General features: G+C 62.9%; 14 protein-coding genes. 2 read left to right on the top strand and 12 right to left on the bottom strand.

All coding sequences use genetic code 11. The features are described from left to right. Positions 1–49: 49 nt before the first annotated feature. The 9 genes from Q0071_RS01445 to Q0071_RS01405 form a co-directional block, all read right to left on the bottom strand. Positions 50–520 (bottom strand): type VI secretion system tube protein Hcp, encoded by a 471-nt coding sequence (locus tag Q0071_RS01445; RefSeq protein WP_298164477.1) that lies wholly within the window; start codon positions 518–520, stop codon positions 50–52. Between the two features lie 60 nt (positions 521–580). Continuing rightward, positions 581–3,226: a type VI secretion system ATPase TssH gene (tssH, locus tag Q0071_RS01440; RefSeq protein WP_298164476.1), complete on the bottom strand. Its 2,646-nt coding sequence runs from the start codon at positions 3,224–3,226 to the stop codon at positions 581–583. 302 nt (positions 3,227–3,528) lie between these two features. Next, the gene (gene tssG / locus Q0071_RS01435) at positions 3,529–4,656 is read right to left on the bottom strand and encodes a type VI secretion system baseplate subunit TssG (RefSeq protein WP_298164474.1); all 1,128 of its coding nucleotides are present in this window, start codon (positions 4,654–4,656) and stop codon (positions 3,529–3,531) included. 37 nt (positions 4,657–4,693) lie between these two features. After that, positions 4,694–6,505 carry a type VI secretion system baseplate subunit TssF gene (gene tssF, locus Q0071_RS01430; RefSeq protein ID WP_298164472.1) on the bottom strand — a complete coding sequence of 604 codons (1,812 nt, stop codon included), beginning with the start codon at positions 6,503–6,505 and terminating at the stop codon, positions 4,694–4,696. Continuing rightward, entirely contained in the window at positions 6,502–6,972 is a 471-nt protein-coding gene (gene tssE, locus Q0071_RS01425; RefSeq protein ID WP_298164470.1) for a type VI secretion system baseplate subunit TssE, read from the bottom strand. The genes tssF and tssE overlap by 4 nt, the downstream gene beginning before the upstream one ends. After that, the gene (gene tssC / locus Q0071_RS01420; protein WP_298164468.1) at positions 6,972–8,357 is read right to left on the bottom strand and encodes a type VI secretion system contractile sheath large subunit; all 1,386 of its coding nucleotides are present in this window, start codon (positions 8,355–8,357) and stop codon (positions 6,972–6,974) included. Before tssC (Q0071_RS01420) ends, tssE begins: the two co-directional genes overlap by 1 nt. Positions 8,358–8,399: 42 nt before the next feature. Further along, positions 8,400–9,887, bottom strand: a complete 1,488-nt coding sequence (gene tssC, locus Q0071_RS01415) for a type VI secretion system contractile sheath large subunit (RefSeq protein ID WP_298164466.1) — start codon at positions 9,885–9,887, stop codon at positions 8,400–8,402. A 13-nt stretch (positions 9,888–9,900) separates the two neighbouring features. Further along, a complete protein-coding gene (tssB, locus tag Q0071_RS01410; protein WP_298164464.1) occupies positions 9,901–10,413 on the bottom strand; it encodes a type VI secretion system contractile sheath small subunit in 513 nt (170 codons plus the stop codon). A 77-nt stretch (positions 10,414–10,490) separates the two neighbouring features. Then, entirely contained in the window at positions 10,491–11,633 is a 1,143-nt protein-coding gene (locus tag Q0071_RS01405) for a type VI secretion system ImpA family N-terminal domain-containing protein (RefSeq protein WP_298164462.1), read from the bottom strand. A gap of 170 nt (positions 11,634–11,803) precedes the next feature. Between Q0071_RS01405 and Q0071_RS01400 the strand changes: the two genes are divergently transcribed. Then, entirely contained in the window at positions 11,804–12,052 is a 249-nt protein-coding gene (locus tag Q0071_RS01400) for a PAAR domain-containing protein (RefSeq protein WP_298164460.1), read from the top strand. A 61-nt stretch (positions 12,053–12,113) separates the two neighbouring features. On the opposite strand, the gene Q0071_RS01395 is transcribed toward Q0071_RS01400, so the two are convergent. Together Q0071_RS01395 and Q0071_RS01390 are read right to left on the bottom strand one after the other, a co-directional pair. After that, complete coding sequence (locus tag Q0071_RS01395; protein ID WP_298164458.1) at positions 12,114–12,533, bottom strand: hypothetical protein; 420 nt, start codon at positions 12,531–12,533, stop codon at positions 12,114–12,116. 89 nt (positions 12,534–12,622) lie between these two features. Next, positions 12,623–13,342, bottom strand: a complete 720-nt coding sequence (locus tag Q0071_RS01390; RefSeq protein ID WP_298164456.1) for an OmpA family protein — start codon at positions 13,340–13,342, stop codon at positions 12,623–12,625. Between the two features lie 314 nt (positions 13,343–13,656). Between Q0071_RS01390 and Q0071_RS01385 the strand changes: the two genes are divergently transcribed. After that, positions 13,657–14,457 carry a type II CAAX endopeptidase family protein gene (locus tag Q0071_RS01385; RefSeq protein ID WP_298164511.1) on the top strand — a complete coding sequence of 267 codons (801 nt, stop codon included), beginning with the start codon at positions 13,657–13,659 and terminating at the stop codon, positions 14,455–14,457. A gap of 11 nt (positions 14,458–14,468) precedes the next feature. Here Q0071_RS01385 and Q0071_RS01380 read toward each other — a convergent pair whose 3' ends face one another. After that, entirely contained in the window at positions 14,469–15,809 is a 1,341-nt protein-coding gene (locus tag Q0071_RS01380; protein WP_298164454.1) for a M23 family metallopeptidase, read from the bottom strand. Positions 15,810–15,907 lie beyond the last annotated feature (98 nt).

The following is a 15,907-nucleotide window of genomic DNA, read 5'->3' as shown; positions in this document are numbered from 1 at the left end:
CCGTTCAACAGGCGGCCCCGACCAGGACCACCTGTTGAACGGAGCCAGATCAGCCGACTGAGTTTTCGGCGAGGTTGTACACCAGGTGGGTCGGGCTGCCGGTCTGCTTTCCATCGCGATCGGTGTAGCACCAGTCGAACTTCGTGAAGTTGAGCGACAGGCTTTCCGAAGGCACATCGCCACCGCTCGACACCGAGAAGCCCGAGATGATCACGTCTTCCAGTTCCAGCGTCAGATAGGCGACCGACTCGCCCTTGCTCGCCGCAGTGAACGAGACCGTTCCCTTGCCCACCGGTTCGCCCTTGAGGAGAGCCTTGAACAGGCCTTCCGAGGACTTGTCGAGGACCTTGGATGCCGTGATTTCCGAGACGCTCGGTTCGCTCGAGGTGCGATTGCCACCGCGCGGGCTGCCAACGCCAACGCCGGCGCCCCACTGAAAGCTCGACAGTTCGATCTGGTCCTTGAACGCCTTGTCGGTAGCACCACCCTTGATGCTGTCAAACTTGAGATAAATAGCCATGATTAGCCTCCTTCCGATTGACTTCCTGTTCGGGTGTATTCCCCGATGACACTACTACTATCACGTAATCTTGAATGCGTAATCCAAACCTTCACCTTCAGTAACTTCAACTTTGCTGACATCCTTACCTTCGGCGCGGAGCTCCAGCAATTGTCCGGCGAGGTCCGCAAGCAACCCGCGCTTGAGGATGTTCTCGATGTTGCGAGCACCGCTTTCAACTTCGGTGCAGCGCGCGACGAGACGGTCGAGAAGTGCATCATCCCACGTGAATTCAGCACCATAACTCGAAGTAACCCGGCGCCGGATCCGATTGAGATTGATGACCACGATCTCCCGCAGGATTTCCGGTTCGAGCGGGAAGAACGGCACGGTGACCACGCGGCCGAGGAACGCGGGCTTGAAGTACTCAAGCAGCGACGGGCGCAATTCCTGGGCCAGTTCCTCGGGCCCCGGCATCTCGTCCTTGCCCTTGGCACGGCACAGATCCTCGATCGTGTCGGTGCCCGCGTTCGAGGTCATGATGATCAGGGTGTTCTTGAAATCGATATCGCGGCCCTGACCGTCCTTCATCATGCCCTTGTCGAACACCTGGTAAAACACATCCTGCACACCGGGATGCGCCTTTTCCATCTCGTCGAGCAGGATCACCGAATAGGGCTTGCGCCGCACCGCCTCGGTCAGCACCCCGCCTTCGCCATACCCCACGTACCCCGGGGCCGCGCCGACGAGCGTGGAGACCTTATGCTCCTCCTTGAACTCGCTCATGTTGATCACGGTGACGTTCTGCTCGCCGCCATAAAGCAGCTCGGCAAGCGCTAGCGCGGTCTCGGTCTTGCCGACACCGGATGTGCCGCAGAAAAGGAATATGCCAAGCGGCTTGCGCGGATCGGCGAGGCCTGCGCGCGCCGTCTTCACGGTCTGCGCGATCATCTCGAGCGCATAGGGCTGCCCCTTGATACGCTCCGCCAGCTTTTCGGCAACGCTGAGCACCGAGCGGATCTCGTCGTTGACCATGCGGCCGACGGGAATCCCGGTCCAGCCTGCCAGCACCTCTGCCACGGCATTGTAATCCACAACGTCGTGGATCATCGGCGTTTCGCCCTGAAGCTCTGCCAGCTTCGCCTGAGCCTCTCGCAGCGCGGCAATCGCGGCCTCCGCCTCGGGCGTGCCATCAACGGCATCCGCTGCAACCGCACGCGCTGCCGCCACGGCCTTCACCGCTTCAAGCTCGGCCTGCCAGGCCTCTGTCCGCTCGGCCTTGTCGGCCTCGATCTTCTCGCGCTCGGCGGATTTCTCCGCAAGCTTGGCTGTGACGTCAGCGCCCGCCTTGCCCTCACGCTCAAGCATCCGCACTTCGGAATCAAGCAAACCTAGCTGCCGTTCCAGGTCCTCCACGGCGGCCGGCGTGGCGACCTGGCTGATGCCGACACGGGCACACGCCGTATCGAGCAGCGAGATCGCCTTGTCCGGCAGTTGCCGCCCGCTGATATAGCGGTGCGAGAGGCCTGACGCTGCCTCCAGCGCCTCACCCAGAATGGCAACGCCGTGGTGCTTCTCCAGCACGGGAACCAGCCCGCGCAACATGGCGACAGCCAGCGCCTCGCTCGGCTCCTCGACCTTCACCACCTGGAAACGGCGGGTCAGCGCAGGATCCTTCTCGAAATACTTCTTGTATTCCGCCCAGGTCGTCGCCGCGATCGTGCGCATTTCACCGCGTGCCAGCGCGGGTTTGAGCAGGTTGGCAGCATCGTTCTGCCCTTCAGCCCCACCAGCGCCGATCAGCGTGTGCGCCTCGTCGATGAACATGATGATCGGGATCGGGCTCTTCTTGACCTCCTCGATCACCGATTTCAGCCGGTTCTCAAACTCGCCCTTGATCCCTGCACCTGCCTGCAGCAGGCCAAGATCGAGCGAGAGCAGACGAATGTTGCGCAGGTTCTCGGGCACGTCACCCTGAATGATGCGAAGCGCAAAGCCCTCGACCACGGCGGTCTTGCCAACACCGGCCTCGCCCGTGAGGATCGGATTGTTCTGCCGCCGCCTGGTAAGAATATCGATGATCTGGCGAATTTCGGGATCGCGCCCGAAAATCGGATCGATCTTCCCGTCCGCCGCCTGCTGCGTGAGGTCGATGCAGAATTTCGCCAGCGCCTCACCGCCGGGTGCCCCGGCCTGAACCGGCGAAGCCGACTTGCCGCTGCCCGTGGCTGGTGCCGTCGTCGCCGCGACAGCCTCTTCCGAGCTCGCGGTAATCGCGGCAAAGGCCGCGCGCAGGGTTTCTGCCGGGATTTTGGCGAAGTGCGAGCTGGCATCGCGCGCAATGCTCGACAGATCGGTGGTCGTCAGCAGTGCGAGCAGCAGATGGCCCGAACGGATCTGCCCGGCGCCATACTCGAGCGAACAGACCAGCCACGCCTCGCGGATCAGCTTGACGAGGTTCGGCGCAATCGCCGGCGAGCGGCCATTGCCAGACTTGAACCCGTCGATCTGGCGGTTGATGTCTTGCGCAAGCCGACCGATATCCACTTCGAAGTGGCTGGCGATCACCGCCACGTCAGAGGTTTGCCGCTCCAGCAGCCGGTTGAGCCAATGCTCGATCTCGATGTCGTAATTCGTCCGCGACAGTGCGAGGCCGGCAGCAGCCTCCAGCGCCTGCCGACAGGTATCATCCAGCTTCCCGATCAGACTCTTGAGATTCAACTCCACGTTTCTGCCCCTCCCTCACCACGCCCACAACGAATCGCTCGAGGGTTCCTGGTGTCTTTCCGGCCCGAACCGCTGGAGAGTCCGGATTTACCGGATTGGCTGTTCCTGTTCGTGTCTCTCGAAACCCTTGCGAGTCCGAGTCTGACCATCACCATACTTCCAGACGCCGACACAATGCCCGTCAATTTGGCAGCGTCAACCGAATATGCATCGATCCACCAAGGACCGGATCATTTAGGAACAATGACAACAGCAACGAGATGCGACAATAATTGTAATGGTAAGCGTAACCTTGACTACGCTTACCCTCCGGAAAGCGCAGCCGAATCGATCGGAATCAAGCAATCATCGGCAATTCCGTTCGCTCGCACCGGCGATCCCAGCCATGTCGTCCAGCCCAGCATGGCCGGCTCATCGCTCGCCCCGAGACGCAATTCGGGGATCGCGGATGTCGCGACCAGCAGCCGCAACGAAGGCCGCTGCTCGATGCCTGCCGCCAATGCGCAGATCTGGGCGATCTTGCGCCGATTTCCCGGATGGCAACAAAACTCCTGCACCCTGCTCCATGAAAGCGGCCCCACCTCGACGACGAAATGATGCTGCGCATCGAGAACGTTGGAGCCGATCATCGCGGCCGCGCTCGCGCCGGCGCCCTCCGCCCCTGGCCCCTCACCAAGCCGGGCAAAGCCCGCAAAAGGACCGCCGATCCGGGTCTGCTCCGACAAGGGTACGGCCATCCAGGTCGGCGTTCCCTCGATAAGGCGAAGCGGCAGACCGGTCAGGACCTGAAGCACGGTCTGCACGCTGGCGGCACTGCGCCGGGCATCCGCCAGATGGCCGACGAGCGTGACCAGCGCTGCATCCGGGACATCAAGTCGGTTGCGCGCGCCATCGCTGGCCACTCCGGCCAGCGTGACGAGCGCGCGCTGGATGTCGTCCTTCGCGTCCTTGTCCGATGTCTTCTGCCGGGCACCCCGCTCGGCCATAAGCGGCCAGGAGTACTTTTCCGCAATGCGCCAGAAGAATGACAGCGTGCGGTGATCGAACAGCGCGAGAAAGTGGGAAAAGGCAAAATCGCGCGCGCGCCGCCGCTGCAACTGCAACTCGCTGTAGGCTTGCGGCAGCGCCGGTGTTGCGCCGGCAAAGCCCATCACGTTGGCCACGATGCTGAGGCGCTTGTCCGATGTGCCTGTCGGACCGCTCCGGGCTGCTTCGGGACCTTCGGACCAATGGTCGGTGCGGGCGATATCCGTCACCGGCATATGCATGCGGTCGGACGCGGAAAGCCGCGTCGGTTCAGCCGCAGGCGGCGCATCCCGGCCGAGTTCGGATTCGTTGCCGTTCAGCCAGGCCCAGACGTGCGCCTGCCGCACCGCCTGCACGAAGTTCGAGCGCCGCAGGCGCTCGAGCAGGGTCCCGACAGCGATCATCGGAGCGCTTCGCCCATGTCGGCGCCTTGCCTCTTCATCACACCAGCGGCCGGTCGCCGACGCGCGGAGGCCAGGTCTTCCACGCCCCCGTCTCGCGCTGCAGCCGCGCTGTCACGCGGACGAAGCTGTTGAGCGCACAGGCACCGGCGAGGAAGCGCTCGATCACCGCACAGAGCAGGAAGGATCCCGATCCCGAAAGCCGCTCGTCATCGATCACCAGCGTCACATCGATACCAGAGCACATCGCGGCGTGCCCGCGAAAGCGCAGACGGGCAACACCGGGCTCCGCGGAGATGCCGATAAGCCGTTCGCGCAGATACTCGCTGTCGGGCGTGTTGCCCGTGTCGTAGATCGCCAGAACCTCGCGCAGGGCCTGCGCTGAACGATCATTGCCCACCAGCGAGAGGTAATTGAGCGAGAGTTGGCCGATCAGCTTCCAATGCGCGGCAGAACCACGCGTCGGCCGCCGTGTCGGAGTAGGCTTGGTCAGCGCGCTGGCGCCGACAAGGCCATTGATCGTACCCGCAACATCGAGCCACGGCCGCCCGCCGCCAAACGGCAGCCGTGCCGGCAGTTCGCGATTGGTGGCCAGAATCGACGTGTTCACCACGGTCGTATCGTCGGCATGCAGCTTTGCCGCGAGATCCGCTATGGTCAGGAAGACATCGTCCCCGCCGCCTTTGCTGAAGCTCGAGCGGCGCGAGACCGCGTGGTACGAGGTGTTCGATGCATTGGTGCCCGGCTCGAAGGAATAGAGCGAAGGCGCCTCGATCCGTTCCCCATTGGCCGTCTGCAGGATCACCCGGGTAACCGAATGCACCTCGAGTGCATCCTCGGCCCTGGCATCCGGCACGATCCGGTATTCGACCGAGGTGTGGTCAAGGTGGATCGGCTCCGCCTCCACCGGGAACAAGTTGAGTGCAGGCACGGCGTGCAGTTCGAAATCATCGGCGCGCACCACGCGCTCCAGTTCGGCGGCCACCCGGTCGAAAAACAGGTATATCTCGAAGCGGTTGCCGGTCGCGACCAGCAACCGGCGATCAAGCCCGGAAATCCGGAAAAACAGGTGCTTCTGCGGATAGGCGAAGTGCTCCTGCAACAGGCCGTAGGACTTGCGGGCAGTTGTCGTCTGCGGCAGCAACAGGCCCGCTTCATCGAGGCCCAGCAGGGTCACACAGTCCTGCCCGAGCAGCGTGGCATTGGGGTCGCTCGGCCCGGTTGCCACACCGCCGCCCAGCAAGTTGGCGCCAAGCTGCTCAAGCAGGATCTGCGCTCGGCGGCCATCGCTCTTGATGAACAACCGCAGATTCTCGATATCGAGCGCGGCCAGATCGACCTCGGGCTTGGTCGTCTCGAACACGAGCCGCAGCATGCCGCGCGCGCCGGGGACCGTGACCGGTGCATCGAACGGCGGCCCCACCATGGAGGCTTCGGCAATGCGCAGAGGCAGCAGCCGGGTATCGCTGCACAGCCGGAACTGGCAGGCCACGCCATCCAGCGCCTCGGTGGTAATGATCGTGCCTTCGGGCACCGCGGAGGGTTCGGCCAGCTCCGCCTCAGGCTCAAGACGCACCACCATAAGCGAGGGCAGCGGCTGGATCAGGTGCGGATAGAGCGTGAGCAGCAAGGCATCGGAAAGCTCGGAGTAGTCCTCATCGAGCTTGTGCCGCAGCCGTGCGTTGAGAAACGCAACCGACTCGATCAGGCGGTTGACGTGGGGATCTTCGATCGCATCGCGGCTGATGCGCAGACGCGCGGCATAGCGGGGATAGGCTTCGGCAAACGCACCGGCGTTGCGTTTGAGATAATCAAGTTCGCGCTGATAATAGGCAATCAGATCATCGATCATGCGGAGAGCTTCACTTCAATTGCACGGTCGCCCGGGCGCACGGAAGCCTCGTACGTCACCGGCTCCTCACCCTGCAGTACGGTCAGCACCGCCGTGATGCGAAGGCGCATCCCGCGCGAGGTTGGCCCTTGTTCCATCTCGATGTCGATCGAAGACAGGCGCGGCTCGTGCTCGCGAATGGCCTGCGCGATCACACGCCTGACGCGTTCGCGCACGGCCGGCACAGACATATCCTCGGTGGAAAGATCGGGCATGCCATAGGTGACAATGGTGCGCTCCAGCCCCGGATAGCGTTCCAGCACCGGCAGCCACGGCCGCGTCGTGTTGAGCAGACTTTCCAGATCGCGCCGCAGCGCCACCTTGTACCGGGCGATGGCCTCATCCTCGGTTTCATAGTGGTCGGCCGATCCGTTGGGATCATCATCGATCAGCCGATCGATCAGCGACTGGGTGATCGTGAGCGCCATCAGCCAGCTCCTTCAGTGCCGATTACCGTGGTGAGGCGAAACTCGGACGTGATCTGATCCAGTTGATAATGCGGGCGCAAATAGATGTCGCAGCCATAGCAGCCGGGCTTGCCGGGCAATTCGGCAACGCTCACGCGCCCCTCGCGCAAGGGATAGCGGACGCGCATTTCCGGGCTCGCATCATCATTGGCCGTGACAAAGCTCTGCAACCAGCGCTGCAACAGGCGCTCGCACTCGGCCGCATCATTGTATTTCCCCACCCAGTCGCGTGCGATCACCTTCACGTAATGGGCAAATCGCGCAACGCACAGCACATAGTTGAGCATGCCGCCCATCTTGGCATTCATGCGCGCTGCCTCGCCATCGTAATCGGGTGGGCGGTGCAGGCTGGGCAGATTCATGAAGGCGACATTGCCAGTCAGGTGCATCTGCCGCAGCGCGAGAAGGCCATTGTCATTCAGGACCACTTCCTGACCTTCCGAAACGGCAGCTTCCACGGGATAGCGGACAACGAACCCGGGCTCGTCGCTCGGCAGGAAGTGGCGGACCGGGCCATTGACCAGCCCCCCCTCGCCCGGTGGCACGGTGCCGCGGATCGCCGCCGGCCAGCGGTTCTTGGCCTGCGCGCGCAGCGCCACGTGGGCCAGGGCAAAGCCGCCATGGAGCCACAGAAGGTCGCGCGTATCCGCCACCTTCTCGTCATAGACGAAGCCGAGCCTGGGATGATCCCGTCCGCGATGTGGACGGCGAACAAGTACGCGCGTGACGACTCCGGCCAGAAAGCGGCTGTCCGGCCGCAAGCGCATACGGTTCCAGCGCGCGAACTGCGGATCGGCGAATGTCGCGCCAAGTTCCTGCCGCAGATCGATCTCATCGAGTTGGTCGAGCGCAAGCATCGACGGATCGACGCCAAACACGACAGGCGTGAATGCCGCCGCAGCAACACCCATCAGCCCCTCGAGCACTTCGATGTCATCGACCTTGCTGCCGCGACCGAGCCGGTGCGACACGGCGTGATCGACAACGACCATGCCATAAGGCCGCCCGCCCGGCATGCCGAACTCCTGGCTGTAGACCAGATCGAAGATGCTGCTCTGATCGAAGTCGAGCGCCCGTTCGAGGTCGCGGGATATCTCGGTCCAGCGCACATCGAGGATGCGGATACAGACGGCTGGATCGTCGACATCGTCGATCAGCCATTTGACCCCGCGCCACAGGGCCTCAAGCTTCTTGAACGCCGGATGATGCAGGATCGCATCAAGTTGTCGGCCAAGGTCACCATCGATCCGGGCGATCAGTGCATTCGCACGCGCGCGCACCGCACCCGGATCGGAGTGAACCCTTGCTGCCGACTGGGCCGCTGGCGCCGTCTCCGCGTCAGGCACTGCGGCCCTGGCTGGCGACGACGCCATTGGTTCTGCCGCGTATCAGGACGCGGACGGGATGCGGGCAACCAGGCGCATCGAGGTCGACAGTTCCTCAAACTGCAGCCACGGCCGCAGGTGTGCCACGGCGCTGTAGGAACCGGGTGCTCCCGGCACTTCCTTCACCTCGACCCGCGCTTCGCGAAGCGGGTACTTGGCCCGCGATTCCTGCCCGGCACCTTCTGTCGCATTGACGTAGTTCATGATCCAGCGGTTCAGCCAGGTCTCGCAGTCGCTGGCCTCCATGAACGAGCCGATCTTGTCGCGCGCCATCACCTTCAGGTAGTGTGCGAACCGGCTGGTCGCCATGATGTAGGGCAGGCGCGCCGAGATCGCGGCATTCGCCGTTGCCTCGGGCCGGTCATAAGCCTTCGGCTTCTGCGTAGTCTGCGCACCGAAGAACACCGAATAATCGGTATTCTTGTAGTGGCAGAGCGGCAGGAAGCCGAGGTCGGACAGTTCCTTCTCGCGCCGGTCCGTGATGCCGATCTCGGTGGGGCACTGCGTATCGAGATCGCCGTCATCGGACTGGAACACGTGGGTCGGCAGATTGGAAACCTTGCCGCCGCCCTCTGCTCCGCGGATCGCGGTGCACCAGCCATACTGGGAAAACGCATCGGTCATCCGCGCCGCCAGCGCATAGGCCGCGTTCATCCAGCAATAGTCATCGTGATCCATTGCCTTGGGCGCACCGTTCGCATCGCGCGGCGCTTCCTCGTACTCGAACGCCTCGACCTTCTTGGTGTCGCGGCCATAAGGCAGGCGGGCGAGCACGCGCGGCATCGTCAACGTGACGAAGCGCGAGTCGTCGGTCTGCCGGAAGCCATTCCACTTCTGGTAGTCGGCCGTTTCGAACATCTGCTTCATGTCCATCGGCTTGGAGAGCTCCTTGAAGCTGTCCATGCTGAACAGATTGGCATCCGCCGCCGAAATGAACGGCGTGAAGCCCGCAGCCGCGACGCTCGAGATGTTCGTGAGCAGTTCGATGTCGTCGGGATGCTTGCCGAAGTAGAAATCGCCGACCAGCGCGCCGAACGGCTCGCCGCCTGCCATGCCGAACTGTTCCTCGTAGACCTTCTTGAACAGTGTGGACTGGTCGAAGTCCGTCGCCTTGGCGAGATCGTTGGAGATCTCCTTCTTGGTGACGTTCAGCATCTGCACCCGCAGCGAGGTGCTGATTTCCGAGTTCTTGACCAGATAGTGCAGACCGCGCCAGCTGCCCTCGAGCTTCTTGAACTTCTCCGCATGCATGATCGCGGCGAGCTGTTCGGAAATCTGCGCGTCGATCTTGGCAATTGCATCGCGCAGCGTAACGGTGAGGTTCTTGTTGAACTGCACCGTACCGCTCATCGCCTCTTCGGCGAGCGTGCGCATCAGTTCCTCGACCCGTGTCGGCTCGGTCTGCTTGGTGACGGCAATCGCTTCGTCCAGCAAGCTGGCTGGCGCGTTTACGGTCTCGGTGCTGACGGCCGCGCCGCCTTGGGTTTCCATTTCTGCCATTGCCTTACTCCGAGGGCTTGTCGCTGCTGCCAAGCTGGGCAGAGAGTTGGCTCAGCTTGTCCTGATCGCCGAGAATCTGTTCGAGGAGGTTTTCGAGCTCTTCCGAGCTGTCAGCCTTGGCCATGAGATCGCGCAGCCGGTTGCGGGTTTCCATCAGCTTGCGCAGCGGCTCCACCTGCTCGACGATCTTTTCCGGCTCGAAGTCGTCCATCGAGCTGAACTTGAGGTTGACTTCGAATTCCTTGCCATTCTTTTCGAGCGTGTTCTCGACCTTCATCTTCACGCCGGGTTCGATCTTGGCGAGAACCTGATCGAACTTGTCCTTCTTGAGGTCGACGAACTTGCGTTCCTTGAGGCTCTTCTTGGCGACAGCGGAGTCGCCCGAAAAATCACCCATCACGCCGACGACGAAGGGCAATTCCTTGACCTCTTGGGCGCCTTCGGTTTCCACATCGTAAGTTATGTGGACCCGCGGCTTGCGCACGCGCTTGAGCTTGTCATGTACCGAGTCAGCCATGTCGATCTCCCTAGATTACGCACGCGCCGCACTACCAGCCCGTTGCTCCAAGACGGAGCTGCCTCTCAGTTCTCGTCTTAAGACTCTTCTTCATCCGACGGCGGCTTGATACCAGAGCGCCAGTAGAAATCCTGCCGCGCCGAATCGTCTGGAATAAGTTCCGTCAGGAAGTCATGAAGACTCATGCGCGCCCTTCGGTCAACCTCGCGTAGCGTTTCACCGAGCGGTGAAAGTGGTTCATGTTGCCGAAAGTAATCTGCCGCAGCCGCAACCGCCTTGAGTGCATCCTCGCGGCGCGTAATCTTGCCGGCGACAAAACCGCCCGCCTGCGGGGCGCCGCCGCCCTCACCTGCTACAGCGACCGCGCCCGCTTCCGCCTGCCCTGCCGGCGCATCTTCGGCGGCCTGCGTAGGCGCCATCGTCAGCAACCATTGGCGCAAGGCGCGAAGCTCATCACCGAGCTTCGATGCGGCGGGCATCTGCGGCTTGGTCCGGTCGATGATAAACCCGATCGCGCGCCGCCAGCCATCCTCGGCTTCCCCGGCGAGCCGTGCCTGACGTGCCAGCACTTCGCCCGAAAGACGCCGGGCGTGCGATTCGATCCCGCGAGTCAGCGTACTCGCCTCATCGAGCCGCGCCGTCTTCGCCTCGCCGGTAAGCCCTTGCGATGCAGCCATGGCAAGGTCGGCGCGGACCTTGTCAAGGTAGCGCAGGTCCCCCTCGCCGGTGCGCGCGATCACTAGGTTGCGCAGCGGCTGAATGAGCGCGCCATCGCGATCGTTGCTGCCGCCGGAAAGCCCGGACAAGGGCTGAAAGCGCGTCTCGAGCCCGTCCTCGTCCTCGGCAGGATAGAGCCCGTCGTCCCAGAATGCTTCGACAAGATCGGCCAGCAGAACCATCGCCGCTGCAAGATCGCCAAGCCCCTCGCTGCGCGCCGCGGCCTCGACCACCACGCTCATCGGTTCGAGATCCTTGCCGTGCTCCGCCAGATAATCCAGCGCGTTTTCGGCCAGCGTTTCCCAGTCCCAGGCGCCCGGCGGAAGGACGACATCGTCGTCGGTCATCGCCGCCGTTTGCTCGATTCGGACTATCGCCTTGCGCTGCGAGCGGATCTCGCGAAGCAGATCGGCCGCATCGCCCTCGTCGCTACGACCATCGGACCCCACCGAATCATTGATCGGCGCCAGCACCGCAGCCCGTCGTTCATCGTCAATGAGCACGTGCCACCCTCAACATTCCCCAAGCCCAAAACAAACTTACAGCTTTCGCGCGCGCACTCCACTTTTTTTTGAATCGGCCGCACACAACTGCTACTATCATGCAGCTTGAATTCGGATCGGGGTAACTTATGCCGCCCGCTGCACGACTTACCGACATGCATGTATGCCCCATGGTTACGGGCGTCGTACCCCATGTCGGCGGGCCGATCTCGGCGCCGGGACAGCCCACCGTCCTGATCGGTTCACTCCCTGCTGCGCGGGTTTCGGACATGGCCGTTTGTGTCGGGCCGCCGGATACGATCGTGAAGGGAAGCGCCACCGTCATCACCGGCAGCATGCCGCAAGCGCGCATCGGCGATCTGACCGCGCATGGCGGCAACATCGTGCTCGGGTGCTTCACGGTGATCGTGGGCGGCTGAAGAACCGGACGCGCTGCGATTGTATCCCCGCCGGACAAACCGTTCGGCAGTGAGCGACAAGCTAGGACAGATCGCCAGCCAGCGCGGCCTCTCGCAATGCGTGGATAAGTTTGGGCAACTCAAAGATTGACGTGAAAAGGAGATAAAATCCCACAAGAAAGAGGATCAAGGCGACCACTTCAGCGCCTGCAGCAAGACCGAAAAAGCTGGCAACCGCAGTTCCGAGCCCCTTGAACGCGAAACCCGCGATCGCGCCGCCCAAAGCTCCCTTGATCACGGTCAGCAAGACCTTGATCCCGGCCGGCTTGGCACCAAAGTCGGCCTCTACCTTTTCGCGCAACTCCCTCACAAGGGAACGCTTTTCCGTCAGAAAGGCCTTGATCTGCTGAAACGTCGATAGCGTTTCCTGACCATCGGCATCGATCGCTTCGCTGACCCACGAGATGCGGGAGCTTTCAGCAGCAGTCAGTATGGCAGGCATACTACCCCCTGATGTTGACTTGAGCCCCGCCGATCGAACACGAGGGCGCGCCTAACACCCAGGCTAGCAACGACCGGCCCCGTGAGCCTTCAATACCGCACGATCTCCACGCGGCGATTGCTCGGATCGGCAGCGGCCGTGCCATCACGCGGATGGTCCGAGCCATAGCCGACTGCACGCAACTTGCTCTGCGGCACGCCCTTGCTCACCAGATACTCGACCACGGACTGGGCACGTGCCCGCGAAAGCGACCGGTTGAAGGCGGCAGGGCCCTTGCTGTCGGTGTGCCCTTCGATGACGAACTGGCGGCTGCCCGCAGCGCCCATCAGCTCACGCGCGAAGACGTCGGCCTGCTGGCGCGCGTCGGTCGTCAGTTCGGCCGAGCTCTTTTCGAACGAGAGCCGCATGTCGAGCGCGCGGCGCGTTGCAGGAAGCGCCTGGGTCGTGCGACGGCCAGCCCCGCCCATCCTTGCCGTCGAGCTCGTGTTTACATAGCTCGGCCGGCTCGAAGCCGGGGCATTCGGACGGGTCGCAGCAGATTTTGCGGGTACGGCACCGGAGAGATGGAAGCCCTTGGTTTCGCCCGCCGGGCAAACCCCGGTCGTCATGCACGGATCATCGCCCCCAGCCGCATCAGCGCTGGCATTGGCCTGAGGTGCAGGGGCTTCAGCTGCCTCGTCACATCCGGAGACAAAGCAATGGATTTCGGACTGGCTGACCGGCGCACTCTGTCCCAGCGCAGGTTGAACACCAGTCAGCGCGAAGGCTGCCGTGAGAGTGGCAATGGAAACGCGGACCATCGCAGTCATCCCCTATTTTGAACCAAACTCGAATCAACTAAACATTCATAAACCTTAACCAGCACGCAGACAACCTTGTCGCGATCCCCAATCGGCACACGAACCGCCCGATGATGGGCCAAGGTTGAGAGGGGCATTCCCGCCCGGACTGAATTGTTCTTGTTCGCCGCGTGATTTGTGCGATCACCCGCAGCAAGGAACCGCGACGCATTCGGTTCAGAACAACATTGCGTACGGAGAGGGCCATGGCGAAAGCGGAACCTTTTCAAGGGAGTTCAGATCTGGCCAACCATCCTGTGGCCGGACTGGCTTCGTTGACCGCCGTGGTTGCATTGACCCTCGCACTGCTGCTGGGCGTTCCTGCGATCTTCGGCATCCTGCTGGCAGACCCCTCTATATCCGAACTGCCCGGCGCGCTGCTGGAAGGCGCTTTCACGCTGGCCACGTTCACGCCGATGGGCCTGCTTGCGCTGCTGGCGATCCGTTTCTGGCGCCTGCCCCTGCCGATGGGCCGCACTCCTGCACTGCTGGGCGGCACCGGACTGGCCATGGGCGTCGTCGGCTTTGCTCTCTCGGTTGCGCTGTGCGCGATCGCGGGAACAGCCAGCGAAGGCCCACCGGCACCGCAGGGGATTGCTCTGCTGCTGCTGGAAGCGGCACTTCTTCTGTTGCAGAGCGGCGCTGAGGAATTGACTTTCCGGGGCTGGCTGCAGGCCGACTTGTCCCGCCGCTGGGGACGAACGCCTGCGGTGATCGTGGCAGCCATCACATTTGCGGCCCTGCACTTCGTAGCAGCGGCGAGCGATCCCATGTCCTTCGTGACCATGCTGCTCGGCGGATTGCTGTTCGGATTTGCCTATGCCCGGTCAGGCTCGTTCCTGATGGCATGGATGATCCATTTCGGCTGGAATTCGGCGGAAGAACTGCTGTTCGGCCTCTACCCCAATCCGGGAGCCGGCACGTTTGGCACGCTGATCAACATCGATCTGCGCGGCGCCGAGCTGTGGGGCGGCGGCCCGGAAGGCCTCAATGCCAGCATCGCCGCGGTGGTGGTGCTGATTGCGCTCCTGGTGGTGACGATCATCTGGCCAACCGCCGAACCTGCAACAGCCCGAAAAGGCTGACACACCTCGATTCAAACGGACCTTTGCGCGCGGCTGACATCGATCGAATCGCGCACCTGCTCGAACGTTTCAAGCTGCGGTCCGGTGAGTGTCTTGCTCGCGCTGTTGTCCGGCTGCACGCCGAGCGGATCGACCTTTTCGCCAGCGATATGCACTTCGTAGTGCAGATGCGGGCCAGTCGAATGGCCGGTCGTCCCCACCTCGCCGATCTGCTGCCCCTGCGCCACGCGCACGCCCTGCGCCATGCCTGCAGCAAAGCGGTTCATGTGGAGATAGAGGGTCTCCCAGCCATTATCATGCAGGATCTTGATGAAGTTGCCATTCGGACCCTTGGGTCCGCAGAATTCCAGAATGCCGGAACCCGAAGCGTAGATCGGCGTGCCGATTGGCGCAGCGAAATCGATGCCCCCATGCATTTTCTGATACCCTTCGATGGGGTGGATGCGCATGCCGAACTTTGATGTGACGCGCGCGCCGTCCACCGGTGTGCGCATCAGCGAACGGGCGACCGTCCTGCCGCTCGCATCGAACCACTGCACTTCGCCGACTTTGTCCGGCTGGAAGCGATAGACAGCGGCCGAGCGGGTTTGCGTGGTGAGCGAGGCATAGAGTAGTTCGGGCGCGCCCATCGTCTGGCCCGAGGCATTGGTGGGCTGCGAATAGGCCAGTTCGAACGCATCGCCCGCCGCGACTTCGCGCTGAAAGTCGAAATCGAAGGCCAGAGCCTTGGCAAACGGGGAGATCAAGGAATTGGGCACGCCGATCCCGACAGCCGAAGTGTAGAAGCTGTCTCCGTCCATGATCCCGTGCATGACGACGATCCGATCACTGACCTGCGCCGCGATGCGGGTGGTTTCCAGTTTTCCATCCGCGCCCAGTTTGACAATGGCCCCGGAGCTGTCGGGGTTGGATGCCTGCAGCCGCACGAAGGTCAGCGCATCACCGGCGCGGGCCATTTCGAGCATCGCACGAATCTCGCCCTGCGCGGCAAGTGCAGGGCTTGCCTCGCGCGCCACATCGCCCGCCATCTGGGCGGACAGGCCAAAGCGCTGGAGCGCTGTCTGCAATTCGCCCGATCCGGAAAGCAGCATCGCGCGTCGCAGCGTGCCTGCCGCCTCGGACGACTCGGCCGCCAGAGTGCTGTCTGCGCCCGGAACCGGGCCCGCCAGCCTCGGCCGCACGAGGAATGCTGCAACCGCGCCAGCCGAAAAGACCCCGGCGCCAAGCCCCAAGGCCAGCACGCGGCGCCGCGCCAAGCCCTGCCGCGCAGCGCTGAGCCCCTCTGCCGCAGCAGGCGACCATGCAGCAGCCCATTGGCGGGGATCGTAGGAATTCACCTGGGCCTGTTGCATAGCTTCGTCCCGCGCTGAGATCGGACAAGGCGCATTATCCGAGACAATAAATCCCGACTTCCTCGTCAGGCGGTTATTGTTGCCGAGAATGGAGGCGC

It is taken from the genome of Novosphingobium sp. (assembly GCF_027486195.1).
Lineage (GTDB): Bacteria > Pseudomonadota > Alphaproteobacteria > Sphingomonadales > Sphingomonadaceae > Novosphingobium.
The sequence above is the reverse complement of the archived record's forward strand: the minus strand, read 5'-3'. Positions and strand labels throughout refer to the sequence as shown.